General features: G+C 69.2%; 15 protein-coding genes, 1 tRNA gene, 1 other RNA gene and 1 pseudogene. All 18 read right to left on the bottom strand.

Going from position 1 to position 18,209, the window contains the following annotated elements; translation table 11 throughout:
• Positions 1 to 50 precede the first annotated feature (50 nt).
• Positions 51 to 1,769, bottom strand: coding sequence for a hypothetical protein (locus tag KDM41_01235; GenBank protein MCB1182028.1), 1,719 nt, complete (start codon positions 1,767 to 1,769; stop codon positions 51 to 53).
• On the bottom strand, positions 1,769 to 2,665 hold the full coding sequence (locus KDM41_01230; protein ID MCB1182027.1) for an NAD(+)/NADH kinase: 897 nt from the start codon (positions 2,663 to 2,665) through the stop codon (positions 1,769 to 1,771). The genes KDM41_01235 and KDM41_01230 overlap by 1 nt, the downstream gene beginning before the upstream one ends.
• A 35-nt stretch (positions 2,666 to 2,700) precedes the next feature.
• Complete coding sequence (locus tag KDM41_01225) at positions 2,701 to 4,626, bottom strand: 1-deoxy-D-xylulose-5-phosphate synthase (GenBank protein MCB1182026.1); 1,926 nt, start codon at positions 4,624 to 4,626, stop codon at positions 2,701 to 2,703.
• A 58-nt stretch (positions 4,627 to 4,684) separates the two neighbouring features.
• Positions 4,685 to 5,137, bottom strand: a complete 453-nt coding sequence (locus KDM41_01220) for a divergent PAP2 family protein (protein ID MCB1182025.1) — start codon at positions 5,135 to 5,137, stop codon at positions 4,685 to 4,687.
• Positions 5,137 to 6,063 carry a polyprenyl synthetase family protein gene (locus KDM41_01215; GenBank protein MCB1182024.1) on the bottom strand — a complete coding sequence of 309 codons (927 nt, stop codon included), beginning with the start codon at positions 6,061 to 6,063 and terminating at the stop codon, positions 5,137 to 5,139. The genes KDM41_01220 and KDM41_01215 overlap by 1 nt, the downstream gene beginning before the upstream one ends.
• Positions 6,050 to 6,940 carry a bifunctional methylenetetrahydrofolate dehydrogenase/methenyltetrahydrofolate cyclohydrolase FolD gene (folD, locus tag KDM41_01210; protein MCB1182023.1) on the bottom strand — a complete coding sequence of 297 codons (891 nt, stop codon included), beginning with the start codon at positions 6,938 to 6,940 and terminating at the stop codon, positions 6,050 to 6,052. Before folD ends, KDM41_01215 begins: the two co-directional genes overlap by 14 nt.
• A gap of 36 nt (positions 6,941 to 6,976) precedes the next feature.
• Positions 6,977 to 8,536, bottom strand: a complete 1,560-nt coding sequence (gene rny, locus KDM41_01205) for a ribonuclease Y (protein ID MCB1182022.1) — start codon at positions 8,534 to 8,536, stop codon at positions 6,977 to 6,979.
• A gap of 62 nt (positions 8,537 to 8,598) precedes the next feature.
• Positions 8,599 to 8,776: non-coding RNA, 6S RNA (gene ssrS, locus KDM41_01200), on the bottom strand.
• A gap of 84 nt (positions 8,777 to 8,860) precedes the next feature.
• Positions 8,861 to 9,118 (bottom strand): annotated as a pseudogene (locus KDM41_01195) (cell division protein ZapA).
• A 103-nt stretch (positions 9,119 to 9,221) separates the two neighbouring features.
• On the bottom strand, positions 9,222 to 9,512 hold the full coding sequence (zapB, locus tag KDM41_01190) for a cell division protein ZapB (protein ID MCB1182021.1): 291 nt from the start codon (positions 9,510 to 9,512) through the stop codon (positions 9,222 to 9,224).
• Between the two features lie 56 nt (positions 9,513 to 9,568).
• Positions 9,569 to 12,025 carry a phenylalanine--tRNA ligase subunit beta gene (locus KDM41_01185; GenBank protein MCB1182020.1) on the bottom strand — a complete coding sequence of 819 codons (2,457 nt, stop codon included), beginning with the start codon at positions 12,023 to 12,025 and terminating at the stop codon, positions 9,569 to 9,571.
• Positions 12,022 to 13,047 (bottom strand): phenylalanine--tRNA ligase subunit alpha, encoded by a 1,026-nt coding sequence (gene pheS, locus KDM41_01180; GenBank protein MCB1182019.1) that lies wholly within the window; start codon positions 13,045 to 13,047, stop codon positions 12,022 to 12,024. Before pheS ends, KDM41_01185 begins: the two co-directional genes overlap by 4 nt.
• Positions 13,048 to 13,183: 136 nt before the next feature.
• Entirely contained in the window at positions 13,184 to 13,537 is a 354-nt protein-coding gene (gene rplT, locus KDM41_01175) for a 50S ribosomal protein L20 (GenBank protein ID MCB1182018.1), read from the bottom strand.
• Between the two features lie 123 nt (positions 13,538 to 13,660).
• Positions 13,661 to 13,861, bottom strand: a complete 201-nt coding sequence (gene rpmI / locus KDM41_01170) for a 50S ribosomal protein L35 (protein MCB1182017.1) — start codon at positions 13,859 to 13,861, stop codon at positions 13,661 to 13,663.
• A gap of 109 nt (positions 13,862 to 13,970) precedes the next feature.
• Complete coding sequence (infC, locus tag KDM41_01165; GenBank protein MCB1182016.1) at positions 13,971 to 14,627, bottom strand: translation initiation factor IF-3; 657 nt, start codon at positions 14,625 to 14,627, stop codon at positions 13,971 to 13,973.
• Between the two features lie 151 nt (positions 14,628 to 14,778).
• Positions 14,779 to 16,698 (bottom strand): threonine--tRNA ligase, encoded by a 1,920-nt coding sequence (gene thrS / locus KDM41_01160; protein MCB1182015.1) that lies wholly within the window; start codon positions 16,696 to 16,698, stop codon positions 14,779 to 14,781.
• Between the two features lie 143 nt (positions 16,699 to 16,841).
• Positions 16,842 to 16,920: transfer RNA gene (locus tag KDM41_01155), tRNA-Val, on the bottom strand.
• Positions 16,921 to 17,009: 89 nt separating this feature from the next.
• On the bottom strand, positions 17,010 to 17,864 hold the full coding sequence (locus KDM41_01150; protein MCB1182014.1) for an RNA polymerase sigma factor RpoD/SigA: 855 nt from the start codon (positions 17,862 to 17,864) through the stop codon (positions 17,010 to 17,012).
• Between the last annotated feature and the right edge of the window lie 345 nt (positions 17,865 to 18,209).

Genomic DNA, 18,209 nt, shown 5'->3' with positions numbered 1-18,209 from the left:
CCGCCGCGTCAAATAACATATCACCGCGCGAGGAGCCCGACAAGCGGGCCTCAGCCACGCGCCAGGAGCTGCCGCGCGTAGGCCCGGCGCTCGTCGGCGGCGCCGCCGGCCGTGGCCGCGTCGCCTCCCAGCAGGCGGGCGATCTCGACCAGGCGTTCGTCGTCGCCGAGGGGCACCACGGAAAGCACCGTGCGCCCGTCGACCACCGCCTTGCGGGCCGCCAGATGGTGCCGGCCCCGGGCCGCCACCGTGGCCAGATGGGTGATGCAGACCACCTGCCCGCCCCCGGCGAGTTCCTCGAGCAGGCTGGCCACGGGAATGGCGTTGTCCATGCCCAGACCCGCGTCGATCTCGTCGTAGAGCATGAGGGGCGCCTCGCCCTGGCCCCGCCCGAGCACCGACAGCCCCAGGAAGATGCGCGACTTCTCGCCTCCCGAGGCGATTTGGGCCACTTCTCCCGCCCCTTCGCCCCGGTTCGTCCGGGCCAGGAGCCGCACCTCGTCGGCGCCGTGGGCGCCGATCTCCGCCGGCACACCGTCCACCGCCACGGCGTCCACCCCGCCGGCCCGCGGCGTCACCTGGAACTCGAGTTCCAGCTCGGGCAGGGCCAGGGGCCGGATCAGCTCCGCCGCCCGCGCCGCCACGGCGGGCGCACCTTCGCGCCTCTTCCACCGCAGCTCGGCCGCCGCCGCCGCCAGTTCGTCCCGGGCCGCCGCCACGGCCGCCTCGAGCGCAGCGATGTCCCCGTCGGCCTCGCGCTGCCGGGCGATGCGTTCGCCCAGGTTCTCGTGCAGGGCCACGAGGCCGGGCACGTCCCGGCCGTACTTGCGGCGCAGCTCCTCGTAGCGGGCCTTCCGCTCCTCCATCTCATCGACCCGCGCGGGGTCGAGATCGGCGGTGTCCAGGAAGCGCTCGAGCCCACGGGCGGCCTCGGCCGCGGCCGCCTCCGCCTCTCGCACCAGCTCGCACAGGGCCGCGACCTTGCCGCTCGCGTCGGCCACGGCGGCCAACGCCGCTTCGGCCCGCCCGAGAAGCAGGCGCGCGTTCACCTCGCCCGCGTCCAGATCGTCCAGACCGCGCGCCGCGGCCTCGAGCAGCCCCCGAGCGTTCCGCGCGAAAGCCAGCTTCTCGGCCAGGTCGGCTTCCTCGACGGGATCGAGGTCCATCTCGTCCAGTTCCCGGTGCTGATATTCCCACATCTCGAACTGCTGGCGGGCGAACTCCTCTTCCCGCCGGCGCCGCGCCAATTCGTCCCGGCATTCCCGCCAGGCGTCCCGGGCCGCGGCCAGGCGTGCGCGCTCCGCCTCCAGACCGAGGCGGGCGTCGAGGAAATCGAGGGCGAACTGGGGACGGGCCAGGAGCCGCTGCTGGTCCTGGCTCTGGATGGCGAGCAGCCGTCCGCCCACCTGTTCGAGCAGGGCCAGCGAGGAGACCAGCCCGTTGATCAGCACGCGGCCGCGCCCTTCGCGGCGCAGTTCGCGGCGCAGCACCAGGACGTCGTCGCCACCGAGCCGCACGCCGACCCCGGCCAGCCACGCCGCGGTCTCCGGTCGCGCCCCCAGATCGAAGACGCCTTCGACCCAGGCGAGCTCTTCGCCGGCCCGGATCTGCTCCCGCTCCGCGCGCGCACCGGTCAGCAGCGCCAGGGCCCCGGCAACGAGGGACTTCCCGGCCCCGGTCTCGCCGGTGAGCATGGTCAGCCCCGTGTCCAGGGTCAGGTCCAGTTCCTCGACCAGGGCGAGGTTCCCCACGCGAAGTTGCTGCAGCATCAGCCGTGGCCTCCGGTGCGGCGGCGCGGCGCGCCCCAGTTCAGCTTGTGCCGCATGACCCGGTAGAAGCTGCTGTGGGGAAACTTGACCAGGACGACTTCCTGATGCGCCTCGCGGAACGTGAGCCGATCGCCGTCGGCCAGGGTGTGGGTCTTCTGGCCGTCGGCCGTCAGCACCGCCCCCTCGCCCGTCTCGTGCAGGATGAGTTCGATCTCGGTGTCGTCGGCCACGATCAGCGGCCGCATGCCCAGGCTGTGGGGGCAGATCGGCGCCACCAGCAGGCAGGGCACCGTCGCCTGGCAGATCGGGCCCCCGGCCGAGAGGTTGTAGGCCGTGCTCCCGGTGGGCGTGCTGATGATCAGGCCGTCGCCGAGGAAGCGGCCGAGGGAATCCCCGTCCATGATCAGTTCCATGTCCAGGGCGCGCGGCAGGGGCCCCATGTTCACCACGAGGTCGTTCAGGGCGTTGCTGTGCGCGATCTTCACGCCACCCCGGCGCACGCTGCAGTACACGCGGCTGCGCGCGTCGAGCACGTAGTTGCCGGCCAGCAGGTCGCCGACGGCCCGCTCGAGCTCCTCGATCGGCACGTCCGTCAGGTAGCCCAGCGAGCCCAGGTTCACACCCAACAGGGGCACGCCCGACAGGCCGAGCACCCGGGCGGCGCGCAGCATCGTGCCGTCGCCGCCGAAGGCGATCACCACATCCACATGGTCGATGAGGGATTCGTTGGGCAGGTAGGTCAGGTCGCGGGGCAACGCGTCGCGCAGGTCTTCCGACGCCGCGACCGTCACGCCCGCCGCGTCGCAGAGCCGCCTGATGGTCGCCGCCGCCGGCGGCAGGTCGTCCTTGGTCGGATTCCCGAAGAGCCCGATCGCTCCGATGGACTTCTGGGTCATGGCCGTACTCCCGCGGAGGTGCCGCCGCCTTGGGCTCAGGAGGCGCTCTGGGCCTCGGAGCCGCCTTCCTGGACCGCGCCGCCGGACTCGCCCAGGAACGCCCGCACGGTGCGGGTCACGCCCGCGGCGTCCAGCCCCATGGCGTCGAGCAGTTCGGCGCGCGAGGCATGCTCCTGGAAGCGGTCGGGGATACCGACCAGCTTCACCTGCGGACCGCCCGTGCGCCCATTCAGGGCCTCCCACTCCAGCACGGCGGCGCCGAAGCCACCCAGCACGCTGTTCTCCTCGAGGGTGACCACGAGGCGGTGCCGTCCCCAGACCGAATCGAGCAGGTCCTCGTCCAGGGGCTTGACGAAGCGCATGTCCACGACCTCGCAGCCGATGCCCTCGGCAGCCAGGTTCTCGGCCGCCTCGAGGGCCGGCTGCACCAGCGAACCCACCGCCAGCAGGCAAACGTCGCTTCCCTCGCGCAGCGTCTCCGCGCGCCCGATGGGCAGCGGCGTCGCCGGACCTTCCATGGGCACCCCGAGTCCGGAGCCGCGGGGGTAGCGCAGCGACGACGGACCGTCCTCGCGCGCCAGCGCCGTGGCGAGCATGTGGCGCAGCTGGTCCTCGTCGCGCGGTGCCATGACGCACATGCCCGGCACCATCCTCAGATACGTGAAGTCGAACACGCCGTGGTGCGTCGGACCGTCCTCGCCCACGACGCCGCCGCGATCGACCGCGAAAACGACGGGCAGCTTCTGCAGGGCCACGTCGTGGATCAGGTGGTCGAGGGCGCGCTGCAGGAAGGTCGAATAGATGGCCACCACCGGCCGGCAGCCGTCGCTGGCCAACCCCCCGGCGAACGTGACCGCATGTCCCTCGGCGATGCCCACGTCATGGAAGCGGCCGGGGAAGCGGTCGCGCATGCCCGTCAGACCCGTGCCCGAAGGCATGGCGGCCGTGATGGCGTGGATGCGGTCGTCCCGCGTCGCCAGGTCGCAGAGCGTCTCGCCGAAGACCGACGTGTAGGCCGGCACCTCCGGCTTGACCACCTTGATGCCCTCGGACTTGTCGAACTTGCCCACGCCGTGATAGCGCTGCCCGTCCTGCTCGGCGAAATGGTAGCCCTTGCCCTTCTCGGTGCTGATGTGGACCAGGATCGGCCCCTGCAGCTTGCGCACCGCCTCGAAGGTCTTCATGAGCAGGGGCAGATCGTGGCCGTCGAGGGGTCCGAAGTACTTGAAGCCGAGCTCCTCGAAGAGCACCGTCGGCACGACGAGCTGCTTCAGGCTCTCCTTGATGCGGCCGGCCATCTTCTGGGCCTTCGAGCCGTGGGGCAGGGCACCCAGCAGGTCCCACACGTCGGCCTCGAGGCGCACGTAGTGCTTGCCGCTGGTGACGCGGGTCAGGTACTTGGAGATGGCGCCGACGTTGGGCGCGATGCTCATCTTGTTGTCGTTGAGCACGACGATCATGTTCGACCCGAGCTGGCCGGCGTTGTTCAGCCCCTCGTAGGCCAGACCGCCGGTCAGGGCCCCGTCGCCCACCACCGCCACGACGGCGTTGTCGTCGCCCCGGCTGTCGCGGGCCACGGCGTAGCCCAGGGCCGCGCTGATGGCGGTGCTGGCGTGCCCGACGCCGAACATGTCGTGGACCGATTCGGACTGCTTGGGGAAACCGGCGATGCCGCCCTTGCGCCGCAGGGTCCCGAACCGCTCGAGGCGCCCGGTCAGCAGCTTGTGCCCGTAGGCCTGGTGTCCCACATCCCAGACGATCTTGTCCCGCGGGGTGCTGAAGACGCGATGCAGCGCCACCGTCAGCTCGACCACGCCCAGACTGGCGCCCAGGTGCCCCCCGGAACGCGACACGGAGGTGATGATGTGGTCCCGCAACTCGGCGCACAGACGCTCGAGTTCGTCGGGTCCGAGCTTCTTCAGGTCGTCCGGGCCGGTGATCCCGGGCAGAAGCGGTTCCATGCGCGTCCTTCCTCTATTTGTCCACGGGCCGGGCCCGTACCTGACGATTCACCAAAGATTAACCCGGTCCGAAACCGAACGCCAGAGCAAACAGGGCCCCGAAAACGACCCCGATGACCACATGGCCGGGATGGTGCGCGCGCGGATCCAGGTACCGGGCCACGACCTGGTGCACCGGTCCGGCGTCCGGCAGGGCCGCCACCAGCCGATGCAGCACCTCGCGCTGGCGGGTGGTCGCCGTGCGCAGCTTCACCGTGTCGTGGATGACGATGACCGCGAACACGAGAACGAACCCCGACGCCGGCGAGTTCCAGCCGGTGGCCGCCCCGGTTCGCACCACGAGGCAGGCCAGGAGCGCCGCCGGCAGGCTGGGCAGGCCATGGGCCTGGCCCACCGCCGAGAGGGCCGGCCCCCGGTTCGTGGCCGAATAGATCACCAGCTTGGCCGTCTGCGTCGCCACGCCGCAGGCGAGCACCACCACCCAGACCGGCCATGCGGCGGCCGCAGCCATCAGCGTTCCCGGTTCCAGAGCAGGTGGGCCAGCGCGAGCAGACGCGCCCGGTGCGCGCCGGCAGGCAGGGCCGCGCTCAGGCCGGCCTCCCCCCGCTCCCCGTGCCGCCGGGCCCGCTCCGCCGCCTTGGCCAGGCCCTCGACCCGCACCCAGGTCGCCTTGCCGGCGGCCGCGTCCTTGCCCACGGTCTTGCCCAGGGAGGCGTCCGAACTCGTCACGTCCAGCACGTCGTCCGCGCCCTGGAAGGCCAGGCCGAGTTCCCGCGTGGCGGCGGCCAATCGTTCACGCCGACGCCGGTCCGCGCCGCCGAGCAGGGCGCCGCCCGCCACCGCCGCCATGAGCAGGCGCGCGGTCTTGCCGGTGTGGATCCGCCGCACGTCGGCGGCCGTCACGTCGGTCCCTTCGGCCGCCAGGTCGTGGGCCTGCCCGCCGACCATCCCGCCGGGCCCGACCGCGTCGGCCACGAGGGCGACCAGCTCGCCGGCCACCGGCCCGGCGGCTTCGGCCAGCAGCTTGAAGCCGAGGGCCTGCAGGCCGTCGCCGGCGAGGATCGCCGTGGCCTCGTCGAACGCCACATGGCAGGTGGGCCGTCCGCGCCGCAGGTCGTCGTCGTCCATGGCCGGCAGGTCGTCGTGGATCAGGGAGTAGGTGTGGATCATCTCGAGGCCGCAGGCCGCCCGGAGCACGGCTTCGCGCGGGGCCGGCGGCCGCCGCCGCCGTGCGGTGACGGCGTCCCACGTCCAGAGCATGAGCACGGGCCGCAGCCGCTTGCCCCCGGCCAGGAGGCTGTGCCCCATGGCCTGCTTCAGTCGCGCCGGGACCCCCCTCTCGGCCGCCAGCGACCGACGCAGGGCCGCTTCGATCGCGCGGCGTTCGGTCAGCAGGTCGGCGGCGAGCGACGACGGACCGGCCTCAGTCGGCGTCATGCCAGCCCTCGGCGCGGCACATGGCTTCCCAGGTGTTCTCGAGCAGCATGGCGATGGTCATGGGTCCGACGCCGCCGGGCACGGGCGTCATGGCGCCGGCATGGCCCAGCAGGGCGTCGTAGTCCACGTCGCCCACCAGACGCGTCCCCGTCTTGCGTTCCGGCGCGTCGATGCGGTTGATGCCCACGTCGACCACCACCGCTCCCCGGGCGATGGCCTCGGGCCCGAGCATGCGGGGCACCCCGACGGCCGCGACGACGATGTCCGCCGCGCGCGTCACCGCGGACAGGTCGCGCGTCCCGGAGTGGCACATGGTGACCGTGGCGTTGCCCTGGGCGCCCTTCAGCGACAACAGCAGGCTCAGCGGCCGGCCCACGATGACGCTCCGCCCCACCACCGCCACGTTGCGCCCAGCGATGGGCACGTCGTAGTGGGCGAGCATGCGGAGGATTCCCTTGGGTGTGCAGGGCACGAAGCCCGGGCTGCCCGCCACGAGTCGCCCGAGATTCACGGGGTGGAAACCGTCCACGTCCTTCTCCGGCGAGACGGCGAGCAGGACCTTGTCCTGGTCCATGCCCCCGGGCAGCGGCAGCTGCACCAGGATGCCGTCGATGGCGACGTCGGCGTTCAGGCGGGCGACCAGGTCGAGCACCTCGGCCTCGGGTGTCGTCGCGGGCAGGCGATGGGTCACGTGGTGGAAGCCCACCTCGTCGCAGCCCTTCTCCTTGTGGGCCACGTAGACCGCCGAGGCCGGATCGTCCCCGACCAGGACCACCGCCAGGCCGGGCCGTCGCGGCGCGCGCGCCATCTTCTCCTTGAGCTCCGCGAACACCGCATCCCGCACCGGAATGCCCTTCAGCAGCTGGGTCTCCACCATGTCCTCCCGCGGGCGCCTCCGCCCCGTCGTGCCGCGCTACTTGGCGTAAGCGGTGGCCCGCGTCTCGCGGATCACCATGATCTTGATCTGGCCCGGGTACTCCAGCTCCCCCTCGATGCGCCGGCTGATCTCCTCGGCGAGCACCGCAGCCTCGGCATCGGTCACCCGGTCGTGGTCGACCATCACCCGCACCTCGCGGCCGGCCTGGATCGCGAAGCTCTTCTCCACCCCCTCGAACGCCTCGGCGATCTGCTCGAGGTTCTCCAGCCGTTCGACGTACGAATCGACGCTCTCGCGTCGGGCCCCCGGTCGCGAGGCCGAGATCGCGTCGGCCGCCGAGGTGATGAACGTGTAGGGAGAGGTGGGCTCCACGTCCTGGTGGTGCCCGCCCACCGCGTTGACCACCACCTCCGACTCGCCGAACTTCTTGCACAGCCGCGCCCCGATCACCGCGTGCGGTCCTTCCACCTCGTGGTCGGCCGCCTTGCCGATGTCGTGCAGAAACCCGCAGCGCTTGGCGAGCTTCGGATCGAGCCCCAGTTCGGCGGCGATGACCGCCGACACCGAAGCCACCTCCATGGCGTGCTTGAGCAGGTTCTGGCCGTAGCTCGTGCGGTAGTTCAGCCGCCCGATGTAGGGGTGCAGGTCCGGATTCACGTTCTGGAGCCCCAGTTCCAGACAGGCCTGCTCACCGAGTTCGCGGATCCGCTCGCGCATCTCCTCCCCGGTCCGCGCCACGACCTCCTCGATGCGGCCCGGATGGATCCGCCCGTCCCGGATCAGCGCCTCCAGCGCCTGGCGCGCCACCTCGCGCCGCACCGGGTCGAAGCCGGACACGATCACGGCACCGGGCGTGTCGTCGATGATCACGTCGACGCCCGTGGCGAGTTCGAAGGCGCGGATGTTGCGACCCTCGCGGCCGATGATGCGTCCCTTCATGTCGTCGCCGGGCAGGTCGACCACCGACACCGTGCCCTCGGCCACGTGCTCGGCCGCGTAGCGCTGGATGGCGAGGCTGAGGATCTTCATGGACTCGCGGCGGGACGTGCGCTCGGTCTCCTCGCGCACCTGCTGCACGCTCCGCGCCGCGGCGTGGCGCGCGTCATTGACCATGGATTCCATGAGATGCTGCCGGGCGTTGTCGGCGCTCATGCCCGCGATCTGCTCGAGGCGGGCCTTCTGCTCGGCCAGGGTCCGCTGCAGGTCGTCGCGCTCGCCGCGCAGCTGCTCCTGCAGCTGCCGCACCTCGCCGTCCTGGCGGTCCAGACGCGCCTCCTTCTCGTCGATGAAGGCGACCTTCCGGTTGAGGTTCTCCTCGCGCTGGTCGAGGGCGTCCTGGCGTCGCTGGTTCTCGCGCCGGGTGTCCCGGGTCTCGGTTTCGAACTCCTGATGGGCGCGGAGCTTCTGCTCCTTCGCGTCGAGTTCGGCCCGCTTGGCGACCTCGGCGGCCTTCTCGCCGGCCCGGGCGAGGATCTCCTCACCCGCAGTCACGGCCTGCCCGCGCCGCCGCGCCGCCCAGCCGTGGGCCCCCCACACGCCGGCGCCGGCGGCGACCACGGCCGCCAGGACGGCAACAATCAACGGAACCTGCGGCATGGCCGCTCCTCCCGATTCACGGACAATCTCTGCTGTGGAAGGGGATGTGGAAGCGTGAGGGAAAGGACCCCGCCCGGTCGTGTGAGTCGGAGCAACTGAACCGAGTTGCTCCAGGTGGGTTTCCTGTTCCTCCCTCGACCCGTCCCCCGAAAGGGCATGGGGCTCGGTCGGAAACTCCGGAATCCCGCTTAGGAAGTGTTGGCTCACTTGTACGACACATCACGTGCCGGGCAGGGAATCCTTACCGTCTCTATCGGGACCGCCGGCCGCCGCCTCACGGGCGGCGCCGTCGCCTCCGGCCAGTTCGCCGGCGAGCAGGCGGGTCAGTTCGACGGACCGGTCCTCCAGGGAGGCCTGGCTGTCGTGGCGCCGCTTCTGCTCGCGGAACAGCTCGTCCGCGATGTTGACGGCCGCCAGGATGGCCACCTTGGCCGTGGACGCCATCGAGGAGTTGCGCGCGACATCCTGCATGCGTTCATCGACGAACCGGGCCACCTCGCGGACATACTCGGCATCGGCGTCCCCCCGCAGGGAGTACTCCTGGCCGAAGATGGTCACGGTGACGCTATCATTTTCCCGCATGGACCGCTTTCCGCTTTCGAGCCGGTTGATCCGCTCTCCGCATCCGGTCGAGGACCGGCCTCTCTCCCGGTGCGCCCGTCTCCGGACGACCGTCTCCGGGAGCCTAGCCCAGGGCCTCGAGCTTCGAAAGAAGCCCGCCGACCTTGTCCTCGATTTCCTTCCTCTTCTCCTCGAAATCGCCGGCCGAGTCCGCCATCTGGCGCGCCTCGGCGATTTCCTCGGTCAGACGCGTGTTGTCGTCCTCGAGACCGCCCACGCGGCCTTCCAACTCCTCGCAGCGCGCTTCCAGCTCGCCGTTCCGGTTCGCCAGTCGCTGATTCTCGCCCCGCAGTTCCTTGATCAGTTCGACGGCTTCGAGAACCTTCGCCTCCAAGGCGCTGAGATTGCTGTCCATTCTGGTCCGCTCTCTTCCGTGATCACGTGTTTTGACAGATGGTCCGGCACCGGACGTCAGACCCGGGCCTCGATGCCCAGATCACCCTTCAGACCGCCCAGAATGCCCTCGATGGCCTTGTCGACGGCCTTCCCCTTCAAACTACCCTTAGCCGAACGGAACTTCAAGCGAATTCCATAGGCGCCAAAGCCTTCCGGAACACCCTGGCCACGGTAGATATCGAACAGATCGACCGTTTCGAGCAGCGGCCCGCCGGCCGCCGTCACGGCTGCCGCGACCTGCCCGAAGCTGACCCCGGCGGGGACCAGCAGCGACAGATCCCGCTTGACGGCCGGGAAGCGGGTGAAGGGTTCGAAACGCATGGCCGCGGGCTCGAGATCGAGTCCCGTCAGGCGGATCTCCGCCACCGCCACCGGGGCGTCGATGTCGAAGCGCTCGGCCACTTCGGGATCGACCCGGCCGGCCGCTCCCACCACGCGATCCGCGCCGTCCCGCACGCGCCACTGGGCGCCCGGCTGCAACCCCACCTCGTCGCCGCCCGGCTCCAGACGCAGGGGCAGACGCAGGAAGGTGGCCAGGGCCTCCAGGGTGCCCTTCAGTTCGAGCAGGTCGGCCGGCACGCCGCCCATTCCGGTCTCACGCGAACCCGCGACGCCAAACTGAAGGAACAGAGGCTCTTCCGGCAGCAGCGATTCGTCGGGATGGCGGGCGTCCGGGCGGCCCGCCCCGCCCGCGAGAAAGGTCCGGTTGATCTGGAACAGCCGCACCGGAGCCGGTGCGCCGGCGTTCAGGTTGCGGCAGGCCACCTCCAGCAGGGACGGCAGCATCACCGTCCGCAGGCTCGTGTCCCCGCCGTGGTGGGGATTGATGACCGAGACCGTCCGCCGCCGGGGATCGTCCGCCGGCAGCCCCATGCGGTCGTGGTCCTTCTCGTCCATGAAACTCGAGGTCACCATCTCGGCGTAGCCGCAGGCCGCGAACCAGGTGCGGGCGCGGTTCAGCGCCCGCTCGTCGCTGCGGCGCACCCCGCCCGCGCTGCCCCGGAACTGCCCCCCCGACGGCAGGTTGTCCAGGCCGTGGCTGCGGGCGATCTCCTCGATGAGGTCGACCTCCTGGGCCAGGTCGCGCCGGTAGGACGGGATCTCGACCATCATGTTCACCGCATTGCCCGTGACCGAGCCCGAGTTCCCCATGGGCTGCACCTTCAGGCCCAGCGCCTGCAGGTACTGGGCCGCCTGGTCGGCCGTGATCTCCGTCCCCAGCAGGCGGTTCACCTGGCCCACGCGCAGCGGGATCGCCTCGGCCGGCTTGTGCTCCGGATCGCCCCGGTCGGCCCAGTCGGGCACCACCCGGCCACCGGCGAGTTCGTGGAACAGATGCAGCGCCCGATGCGCCGCCCACTCGACCATGTCCCAGTCCGCGCCGCGCTCGAAGCGGTACGAGGCCTCGCTGATCAGGCCCATGCCGCGGCTCGCCTTGCGCACGAGCATGGGGTCGAAGAAGCCGCTCTCCAGCAGGATCTCCGTCGTGTCCGCGCCGACCTCGCTGTTGGCCAGCCCCATCACCCCGGCCAGCCCCACGGGTCCGCTCTCGTCGCAGATCAGCAGGGTGCCGGGCTCCACCTCGCGCTCGACGTCGTCGAGGGTCACGACCTTCGACTTCTCCGCCGCCCGCCGGATGGTGATCGTGCCGCCCGACAGCTTGGCCCGATCGTAGGCGTGCATGGGCTGCCCGACCTCGAACATCACGTAGTTCGTGATGTCGACCATGTTGTTGATGGGACGGCTCCCGATGGCGCGCAGACGATCCTGCATCCACTTGGGCGACGGCTTCAGCTCGGCGCCCTGCACCCCGAAGGCCGTGAACCGCCGGCACGCGGCGTAGTCCTCGATCTTCACCTTCATGCCCAGGCTCTCGCCGCTCTGCTGCGGATTCCACCGCTGGGGCAGGCTCATCTTGGTGCCGTAGATGGCGGCCACCTCGCGGGCGACCCCCACGTGGCTCAGCCAGTCCGGACGATTCGGCGTCACCTCGATGTCGAGCACGGTGTCGTGGAAACCGTACAGGACGTCGGCGCTCGTGCCCGGCGGCAGGTCGGTGTCCAGTTCCATGATCCCCGCGCTGTCCGCGCCCAGCTCCAGCTCGGTCGCCGAGCAGATCATGCCGTGGCTCTCGACACCGCGGATCTTCGACTTCTTGATGCGGAAGTCGCCCGGCAGCACCGCGCCCACCCGCGCGAAGAGCACCGTCAGCCCCGCGCGCACGTTCGGTGCGCCGCACACCACCTGCACCTCGGCGCCGCTGCCGTCGTCGACGCGGCACAGGCTCAGCCGGTCCGCGTCCGGATGCTGCTCCCGGTGCGTCACATGGGCGATCACCACGTCCGGAAAGCTCTGGCGGAATTCCTCGATGCCTTCGACGTTCAGGCCGGCGGCCGTCAGCTTGCGCGCGAGCTCGGCGGGCGTGTCGTCCCAGGCCACGTACTCGCGCAGCCAGTCCAGACTGATTTTCACAGCACACCTCGGAATTGGTTCAGGAACCGCAGGTCGTTCTCGTAGAGCAGCCGGATGTCGTCGATGCCGTACTTCAGCATGGCGATGCGGTCGATGCCCATGCCGAAGGCGAACCCCGTGTACCGGTCGGCCGGATAGCCGGCGAAACCGAAGACGTTCGGGTGCACCATCCCCGCCCCCATGATCTCCAGCCAGCCCGTCTGGCCGCACACGCCGCACCCGGCGCCGCCGCACTTCACGCACTGCATGTCGACCTCGACCGACGGTTCGGTGAACGGGAAGTAGTGCGGCCGGAAGCGCGTCGGCTCGGCGGCACCGAAGAAGTTCCGCACGAAGGTGTCCACCGTGTCCTTCAGGTCGGCCATGCTGATCTCGCGGTCCACCACGAGTCCCTCGATCTGGTAGAACTCGGAGCTGTGCGAGGCGTCGGCCGTCTCGTTGCGGTAGACCCGGCCCGGGAAGATGCATGCCAGCGGCGGCTCGTGGCGTTCCATGTAACGCACCTGCACGGGCGAGGTCTGGGTGCGCAGGCACACCTTGTCGTTGATGTAGAAGGTGTCCTGGATGTCCCGCGCCGGATGGTCGTCCGGGAAGTTCAACGCGGTGAAGTTGTAGTAGTCGAGTTCGACCTCGGGTCCGTCCCCCCGGCTGAACCCCATGCCGTAGAAGATGTCGCAGATCGACTCGAGCACCGACGCGAGGGGGTGGGTCGTGCCCACCGCGGCCGGCGGCTTGCCGGGCAGGGTCAGGTCGTAGCGGGCGCCGGACGCCGCCGCCGCACGCTTCATGTCCCGCTCCCGCTCGTCCAGCAGCTCGCCCAGGGCCACCTTGGCGCGGTTCAGATCCGCGCCCACGGCCGGACGTTCGCTGTCGGGAACGTCCTTCAGGCCGCGGAGCAGGCCGGTCAGCTCGCCTTTCCTCCCGAGCAGCGCCACGCGCACGGACTCGAGTTCAGCCGCGGTGGCGGCCGCCGCGATGCGCGCCGCCCCTTCACTCCGCAACCGCGCGATGGTGTCCTTCATGTCGGGTCTCCTTGCGCCGGCACGCCGGCGCGGTTCGGATCGGATCGCAAAAAGCACACCGATCGGGAAGCGGGTTCCCGATCGGCGTGACATCTGACTCGCCCGGTGCGGGCCGAGTCCCGGAGCGGCGTCGAGCCTACAGGGCGCCCTTCGCGGCCTCGGCCAGCTTGGCGAAGGCCGGGGAATCGTGAACGGCGAGATCGGCCAGCACCTTGCGGTCGATGTCGATCTCGGCCTTCTTCAGCCCGTTCATGAAGTGGCTGTAGCTCATGCCGTTCAGGCGGGCGGCCGCGTTGATGCGGGTGATCCACAGGCGCCGGAACTCGCGCTTCTTGGTGCGCCTGTCGCGGTACGCATACGCCAGGGCGCGATCGACGGTCTCCCGCGCCAGCCGGTAGGTGCTGCCCTTGCTCGCGACGAAACCCTTCGCCCGCTTCAGGTACTTCTTCCGCCGCTGCTTGGCGGCCGGATTGTTTGTTGCTCTCGGCATCTTTCGCCTCCTCGTTCACCCGCGCGCGATCCGCCCGTGGCGGCACCGCATTCCTCTGGGTCGGGTGTCGTCAATGCTGCCAGGCCCCGCGCCACGCGCCGGGCACTTCTGTCTCAGGAAATGCTAGCCGCAACCCAGCATGCGCTTGGCGCGCGCCTCGTCGACCCCCGCGAGCGTCGACTTCTTGCGCAGGTTGCGCAGGCGCTTGGGGCTCTTGGCCGTGAACAGGTGCCCGTGGTAGGCCTTGCTCCGCTTCACGCGACCGCTGCCGGTCACCTTGAAGCGCTTGGCGGCGGCGCGGTTGGTCTTCATCTTGTTGCCCATCTTCTCTGCCTCTCCGGGGGCGCCGCCCGACGGGCGCCGCCTTCCTGTTGCCGCCCGTCGGGGCGGCGCGGTTGTTCTCCGCGGCCGGCAGGCGCGCGGGTCTTCGAAACTACTGGGCCTCCGGCGCCTTCGTGCGCGCCTTGACCGGGGCCAGGACGAAGGTGATCAGGCGGCCTTCGCGCTGGGGCTTCGACTCGGGGGTCCCGTACTCGGCCACTTCCGCGACCAGATGGTTGAGGAAGTCGAGGGCCAGATCCAGGTGGGTGATCTCCCGCCCCCGGAACCGCATCTGCACCTTCACCTTGTTGCCGGCCTCGAGGAAGCTGATGATGTGCTTCTTCTTGAACTGGTAATCATGGTCGTCGGTCTTGGGTCGGAACTGGATCGTCTTGACCTTGACCGTGTGCGACGCCTGCTTCGCCTTCTTGGCTTTCTTGGCCTGTTCGTACTTGAACTTGCCGTAGTCCATGATCTTGCAGACGGGCGGACGGGCGGTGGGCGCCACTTCGACCAGGTCGAGCCCGCGTTCCTCGGCGATGTTCAGTGCTTCCAGAGTCTCGAGGACGCCCAGTTGCTCCCCGTTCTCGTCCACGACCATCACCCGCGGGATCCTGATCATCCGGTTGACCCGGGTCACCTTGTTCCCCTTGATAAGCCAGACCTCCTGAAAGGAATCACTCGTGACCAGGCAGGATGGCGGCCGCCCACGAAAAAAGGCGGACACGATGGTCCGCCAACGAATACGCAGGGACTGGCCCCACGACATTCGGGTTGAAACCGCTCCGGACCGTCGCGGTCACAGACCACGGGCCAGCTACGGTGAGAGGGCGGACCTCTGCTTGGTATCGCCCGCCGGGGGCCGCCTCCACTGGAGGACGCACCTACCCATCCCGGCGCGGCGCTGGAATCGCCATAAACTAGCGCTTGGCGGCCACCGCGTCAAGGAGATCCTGGGCCACGTCGGCCACCTTCCGGGCTCCCTGGTCGCCCTGATGCCGGATCCGCAGCGAAACTTCGCCCGATTCGGCCTCCCGGCCGCCGACCACGGCCATCCAGGGCACCCGCAGCACTTCGGCTTCCCGGATCTTGAAGCCGATCTTCTCATCCCGGTCGTCGACCTCGGCCCGCACGCCGCGGGCCCGCAGCTCCGCGCACACCTGCCGCGCGTAGTCGTGCTGGTCCCGGCTGACGGACATGACGCGGATCTGCTCCGGCGCCAGCCACAGGGGGAAATCCCCGGCGAAGTGTTCGGTCAGCACCCCGATGAAGCGCTCGAGCGAGCCGAGGATGGCCCGATGCACCATGTAGACGTACCGGTCCTCACCGTGGCTGTCGGTGTAGGTCACGTTGAACCGCCGCGGCAGGTTGAAGTCGAACTGGATGGTGCTCGTCTGCCACTTGCGTCCGATGGCGTCGATCAGCTTGACGTCGATCTTGGGCCCGTAGAAGACGGCCTCGCCCTCTTCGCGGGTGTAGGTCAGGTCGGCCTTCACGATGGCCTTGACCAGCGAGGCCTCGGCGGCCTCCCATTCCTCGTCGGTGCCGGCATACTTGCTCGTGTCCTGGCTGTCCCGCACCGAGAGCTCGACCTTGAACTCGTGGAAGCCGAAGGTGCCCAGGATGTCCTTCACCAGCTGGATGCACCCGGCCACCTCGTCCTCGAGCTGCTCCGGCGTGCAGAAGATGTGGGCGTCGTCCTGGGTGAATCCGCGCACGCGCAGCAGGCCGTGCAGGGCGCCCTGGTCCTCGGCCCGGTACACGGTGCCCAGCTCGGCCAGGCGCACCGGCAGCGAGCGCCAGCCGCGGGTCTTGCGCTTGTACATCAGGATGTGCCCGGGGCAGTTCATGGGCTTGACGACCATCGGCTTGCCGTCCTGCTCGAAGACGTACATGTCGTCGCGATAGAACTGCATGTGGCCGCTGGTCTCCCAGAGGCCGGCCTGGTAGATGTGGGGCGTCGTCACGGTGCGGTAGCCGCGCTCGCGGTGGATCCGCTTCCAGAACTCGATGATCTGCTCCCGGATCACGTCGCCGCGCGGGTACCAGAAGCTCAGGCCGGCACCCGCCTCCTCCTGGATGCCGAACAGGTCGAGCTCGCGCCCGAGCTTGCGGTGGTCGCGCTTCTTGGCCTCCTCGAGCATCACGAGATGGTCGTCGAGGTCCTTCTTCTTGAAGAACGCCGTCCCGTAGATGCGCTGGAGCATGGGCGCATCGTGGTCCTTGACCCAGTGCGCGGCCGAGACGTTCAGCAGCTTGAAGGCCTTCAGATCGCTGCTGTCCGCCACGTGCGGCCCTTCGCAGAAGTCGGTGAATTCCCCCATGCGGTAGATGGAGAACTCCTCGCCCAGCTGTTCGAGATCCTCGATCTGCTGCAGCTTGTAGGGCTGGTCGGCGAACATGGTCCGGGCCTGGGCCGGCGTGACGACCTCGCGCACCACCGGCACCTTCCGCTGGGCCAGCTCGCGCATGCGGTTCTCGATGGCCGTCAGCTCTTCCTCGGTGAACGGCTCGCCCCGGTCGAAGTCGTAGTAGAAGCCCGACTCGATGGCCGGGCCGAAGGCGAACTTCACCCCGGGGTACAGGTCCTGGACCGCCCACGCCATCAGGTGCGCCACGGAGTGCCGCAGGGTCTGCAGCCCCTCGTCGCTGTTGCGGGTGATGACCTTGAGCAGTCCCCCGGAGGTGGCCGCTTCGTCCAGGGGATGGTTGGTGCCGTCGACGGTCACGGCCAGGGCATTGCGATACAGCCCCTCACCGATCTTGCGCACGGCGTCGCCATAGGGCGCACCCTTCTCGATCTCCACGCTGTTGCCGTCGGGCAGGGTCAGGCTGATCATCGACATCTGGCTGTTCCATCCTCGGGTCGGGCCCTGGTTCGCGGCGCGCCCTACGATCGGCGCTCCGCCGGATATCCCCTTAAAAAAAATCCCCGCGCCGGGTTCGGCAACGGGAATGGGCGCTCATCCAGAAAGTTTGGCGGTGGTGGGCGATACAAGATTCGAACTTGTGACCTCTTGTCTGTCAAACAAGCGCTCTAACCAAAACTGAGCTAATCGCCCACCGGGACGCGAAATAATATAAAAGTCCGGAGCCTTGTCAACGGAAAATCCGTGACCCGGCTCCGGACCGTATTCCGGAATCGCCCGGCTCAGGTCAGGTAGTCGACCAGCCGCTCGCCGTGCCCGTGCTGACGGAGCTTCGTCAGGGCCTGGTTGCGGATCTGGCGCACCCGCTCCCGCGACAGGTTGATGTCCTGGCCGATGGTCTCCAGCGAGGCCGTTTCCGCGCTGCCCAGTCCATAGTAGCGCGTCACGATGTCGCGCTCGCGCGGCGAGAGCAGGTCCATGGCGTCACTGAGCTCCTGGATGAGTTCGGCCGAGACGTAGCCCTGATCCGGGGTCAGCTCCTCCGGATCGCAGAGGGTGTCGGCCAGGGTCACGTCCTCGTCGTAGAGGGGCTGATCCAGGCTCATCAGGGGGCGGCTGGCCGCCCGGATCTGGTTCATCTTGCGCGGATCGAGCTGCATCTCCTCGGCGATCTCCGATTCGTCGATCTGCCGCTTGTGCTTCTGCTCGAGCTGCTGCGAGACGCGCTTCATCTTCATGGCCTGCTGCGACCGGTTGATCGGCAGCCGGACCGTGTTGGTCTGCTCGGCGATCGCCTTCTGGATCGCCTGGCGGATCCACCACACGGCGTACGAAATGAAGCGGAATTCCCGCCGCTCATCGAAGCGCTTGGCCGCGGTGATCAGGCCGATGTTCCCTTCCGCGATCAGGTCCATGTAGCTGAGGCCCTGGTTCAGGAACTTCTTGGCCACGCTCACCACGAACCGCAGGTTCGAGTTGACCAGGCGATCGAGTGCCGCCTTGTCGCCTTCGCGGATCCGCCGGGCCAGCTCGAACTCCTCTTCACGGGTCAGGAGCCGGTGCTTCCCGATGGTCTGCAGGTAGTGCTGGAGGCTGGGGTCTTCCCGACGGTCACTGCTGAGTTCCACTTCGTACACGCCGCGCCCTCCCGTCTTCTATGGTCACCGCAGCATCCGAGGGCCGAATCGCCCGACCTGCGGCCATCAACTCGTTGGTTTTCGACTCGAAGAATCTTGACTCGCCAGGTATCCTTTTTCCCTGTGTCGAATCGTCGGTTGCCCGTCCGATACGCCGCTGCAGGGTGAAAGTTCCCGGTTCCTCGTCCTATTTCCGAACGCCCCGGAACCGCCGCGGGAGTCGCTTGCCGGAGCCCCGGAGCGATCCGGTCCGCCGGCCCAGGAAACCTTGCGCGCCATCCCCCTGCGGATCCGATTCCCTCCCGTTTCGGACCTTAATGCGAATGATTCCTGTGGTTGAGAAGG

Source organism: bacterium (assembly GCA_020440705.1).
Taxonomy (GTDB): domain Bacteria; phylum Krumholzibacteriota; class Krumholzibacteriia; order LZORAL124-64-63; family LZORAL124-64-63; genus JAGRNP01.
Note: the sequence above shows the minus strand (reverse complement) of the source record. Positions and strands in the feature narration are given on the sequence as shown.

Bases quoted from the DNA above. Each gene is read 5' to 3' on its own strand.
- zapB (MCB1182021.1), bottom strand. From the start codon at position 9,512: ATGGACAGCAATCTCAGCGCCTTGGAGGCGAAGGTTCTCGAAGCCGTC.
- KDM41_01235 (MCB1182028.1), bottom strand. From the start codon at position 1,769: ATGCTGCAGCAACTTCGCGTGGGGAACCTCGCCCTGGTCGAGGAACTG.
- folD (MCB1182023.1), bottom strand. From the start codon at position 6,940: ATGGTGGAGACCCAGCTGCTGAAGGGCATTCCGGTGCGGGATGCGGTG.
- thrS (MCB1182015.1), bottom strand. From the start codon at position 16,698: ATGATCAGCCTGACCCTGCCCGACGGCAACAGCGTGGAGATCGAGAAG.
- rpmI (MCB1182017.1), bottom strand. From the start codon at position 13,861: ATGGGCAACAAGATGAAGACCAACCGCGCCGCCGCCAAGCGCTTCAAG.
- rplT (MCB1182018.1), bottom strand. From the start codon at position 13,537: ATGCCGAGAGCAACAAACAATCCGGCCGCCAAGCAGCGGCGGAAGAAG.
- KDM41_01225 (MCB1182026.1), bottom strand. From the start codon at position 4,626: ATGGAACCGCTTCTGCCCGGGATCACCGGCCCGGACGACCTGAAGAAG.
- infC (MCB1182016.1), bottom strand. From the start codon at position 14,627: ATGTCGTGGGGCCAGTCCCTGCGTATTCGTTGGCGGACCATCGTGTCC.
- KDM41_01220 (MCB1182025.1), bottom strand. From the start codon at position 5,137: ATGGCTGCGGCCGCCGCATGGCCGGTCTGGGTGGTGGTGCTCGCCTGC.
- KDM41_01215 (MCB1182024.1), bottom strand. From the start codon at position 6,063: ATGACGCCGACTGAGGCCGGTCCGTCGTCGCTCGCCGCCGACCTGCTG.
- pheS (MCB1182019.1), bottom strand. From the start codon at position 13,047: ATGAAGGACACCATCGCGCGGTTGCGGAGTGAAGGGGCGGCGCGCATC.
- KDM41_01230 (MCB1182027.1), bottom strand. From the start codon at position 2,665: ATGACCCAGAAGTCCATCGGAGCGATCGGGCTCTTCGGGAATCCGACC.
- rny (MCB1182022.1), bottom strand. From the start codon at position 8,536: ATGCCGCAGGTTCCGTTGATTGTTGCCGTCCTGGCGGCCGTGGTCGCC.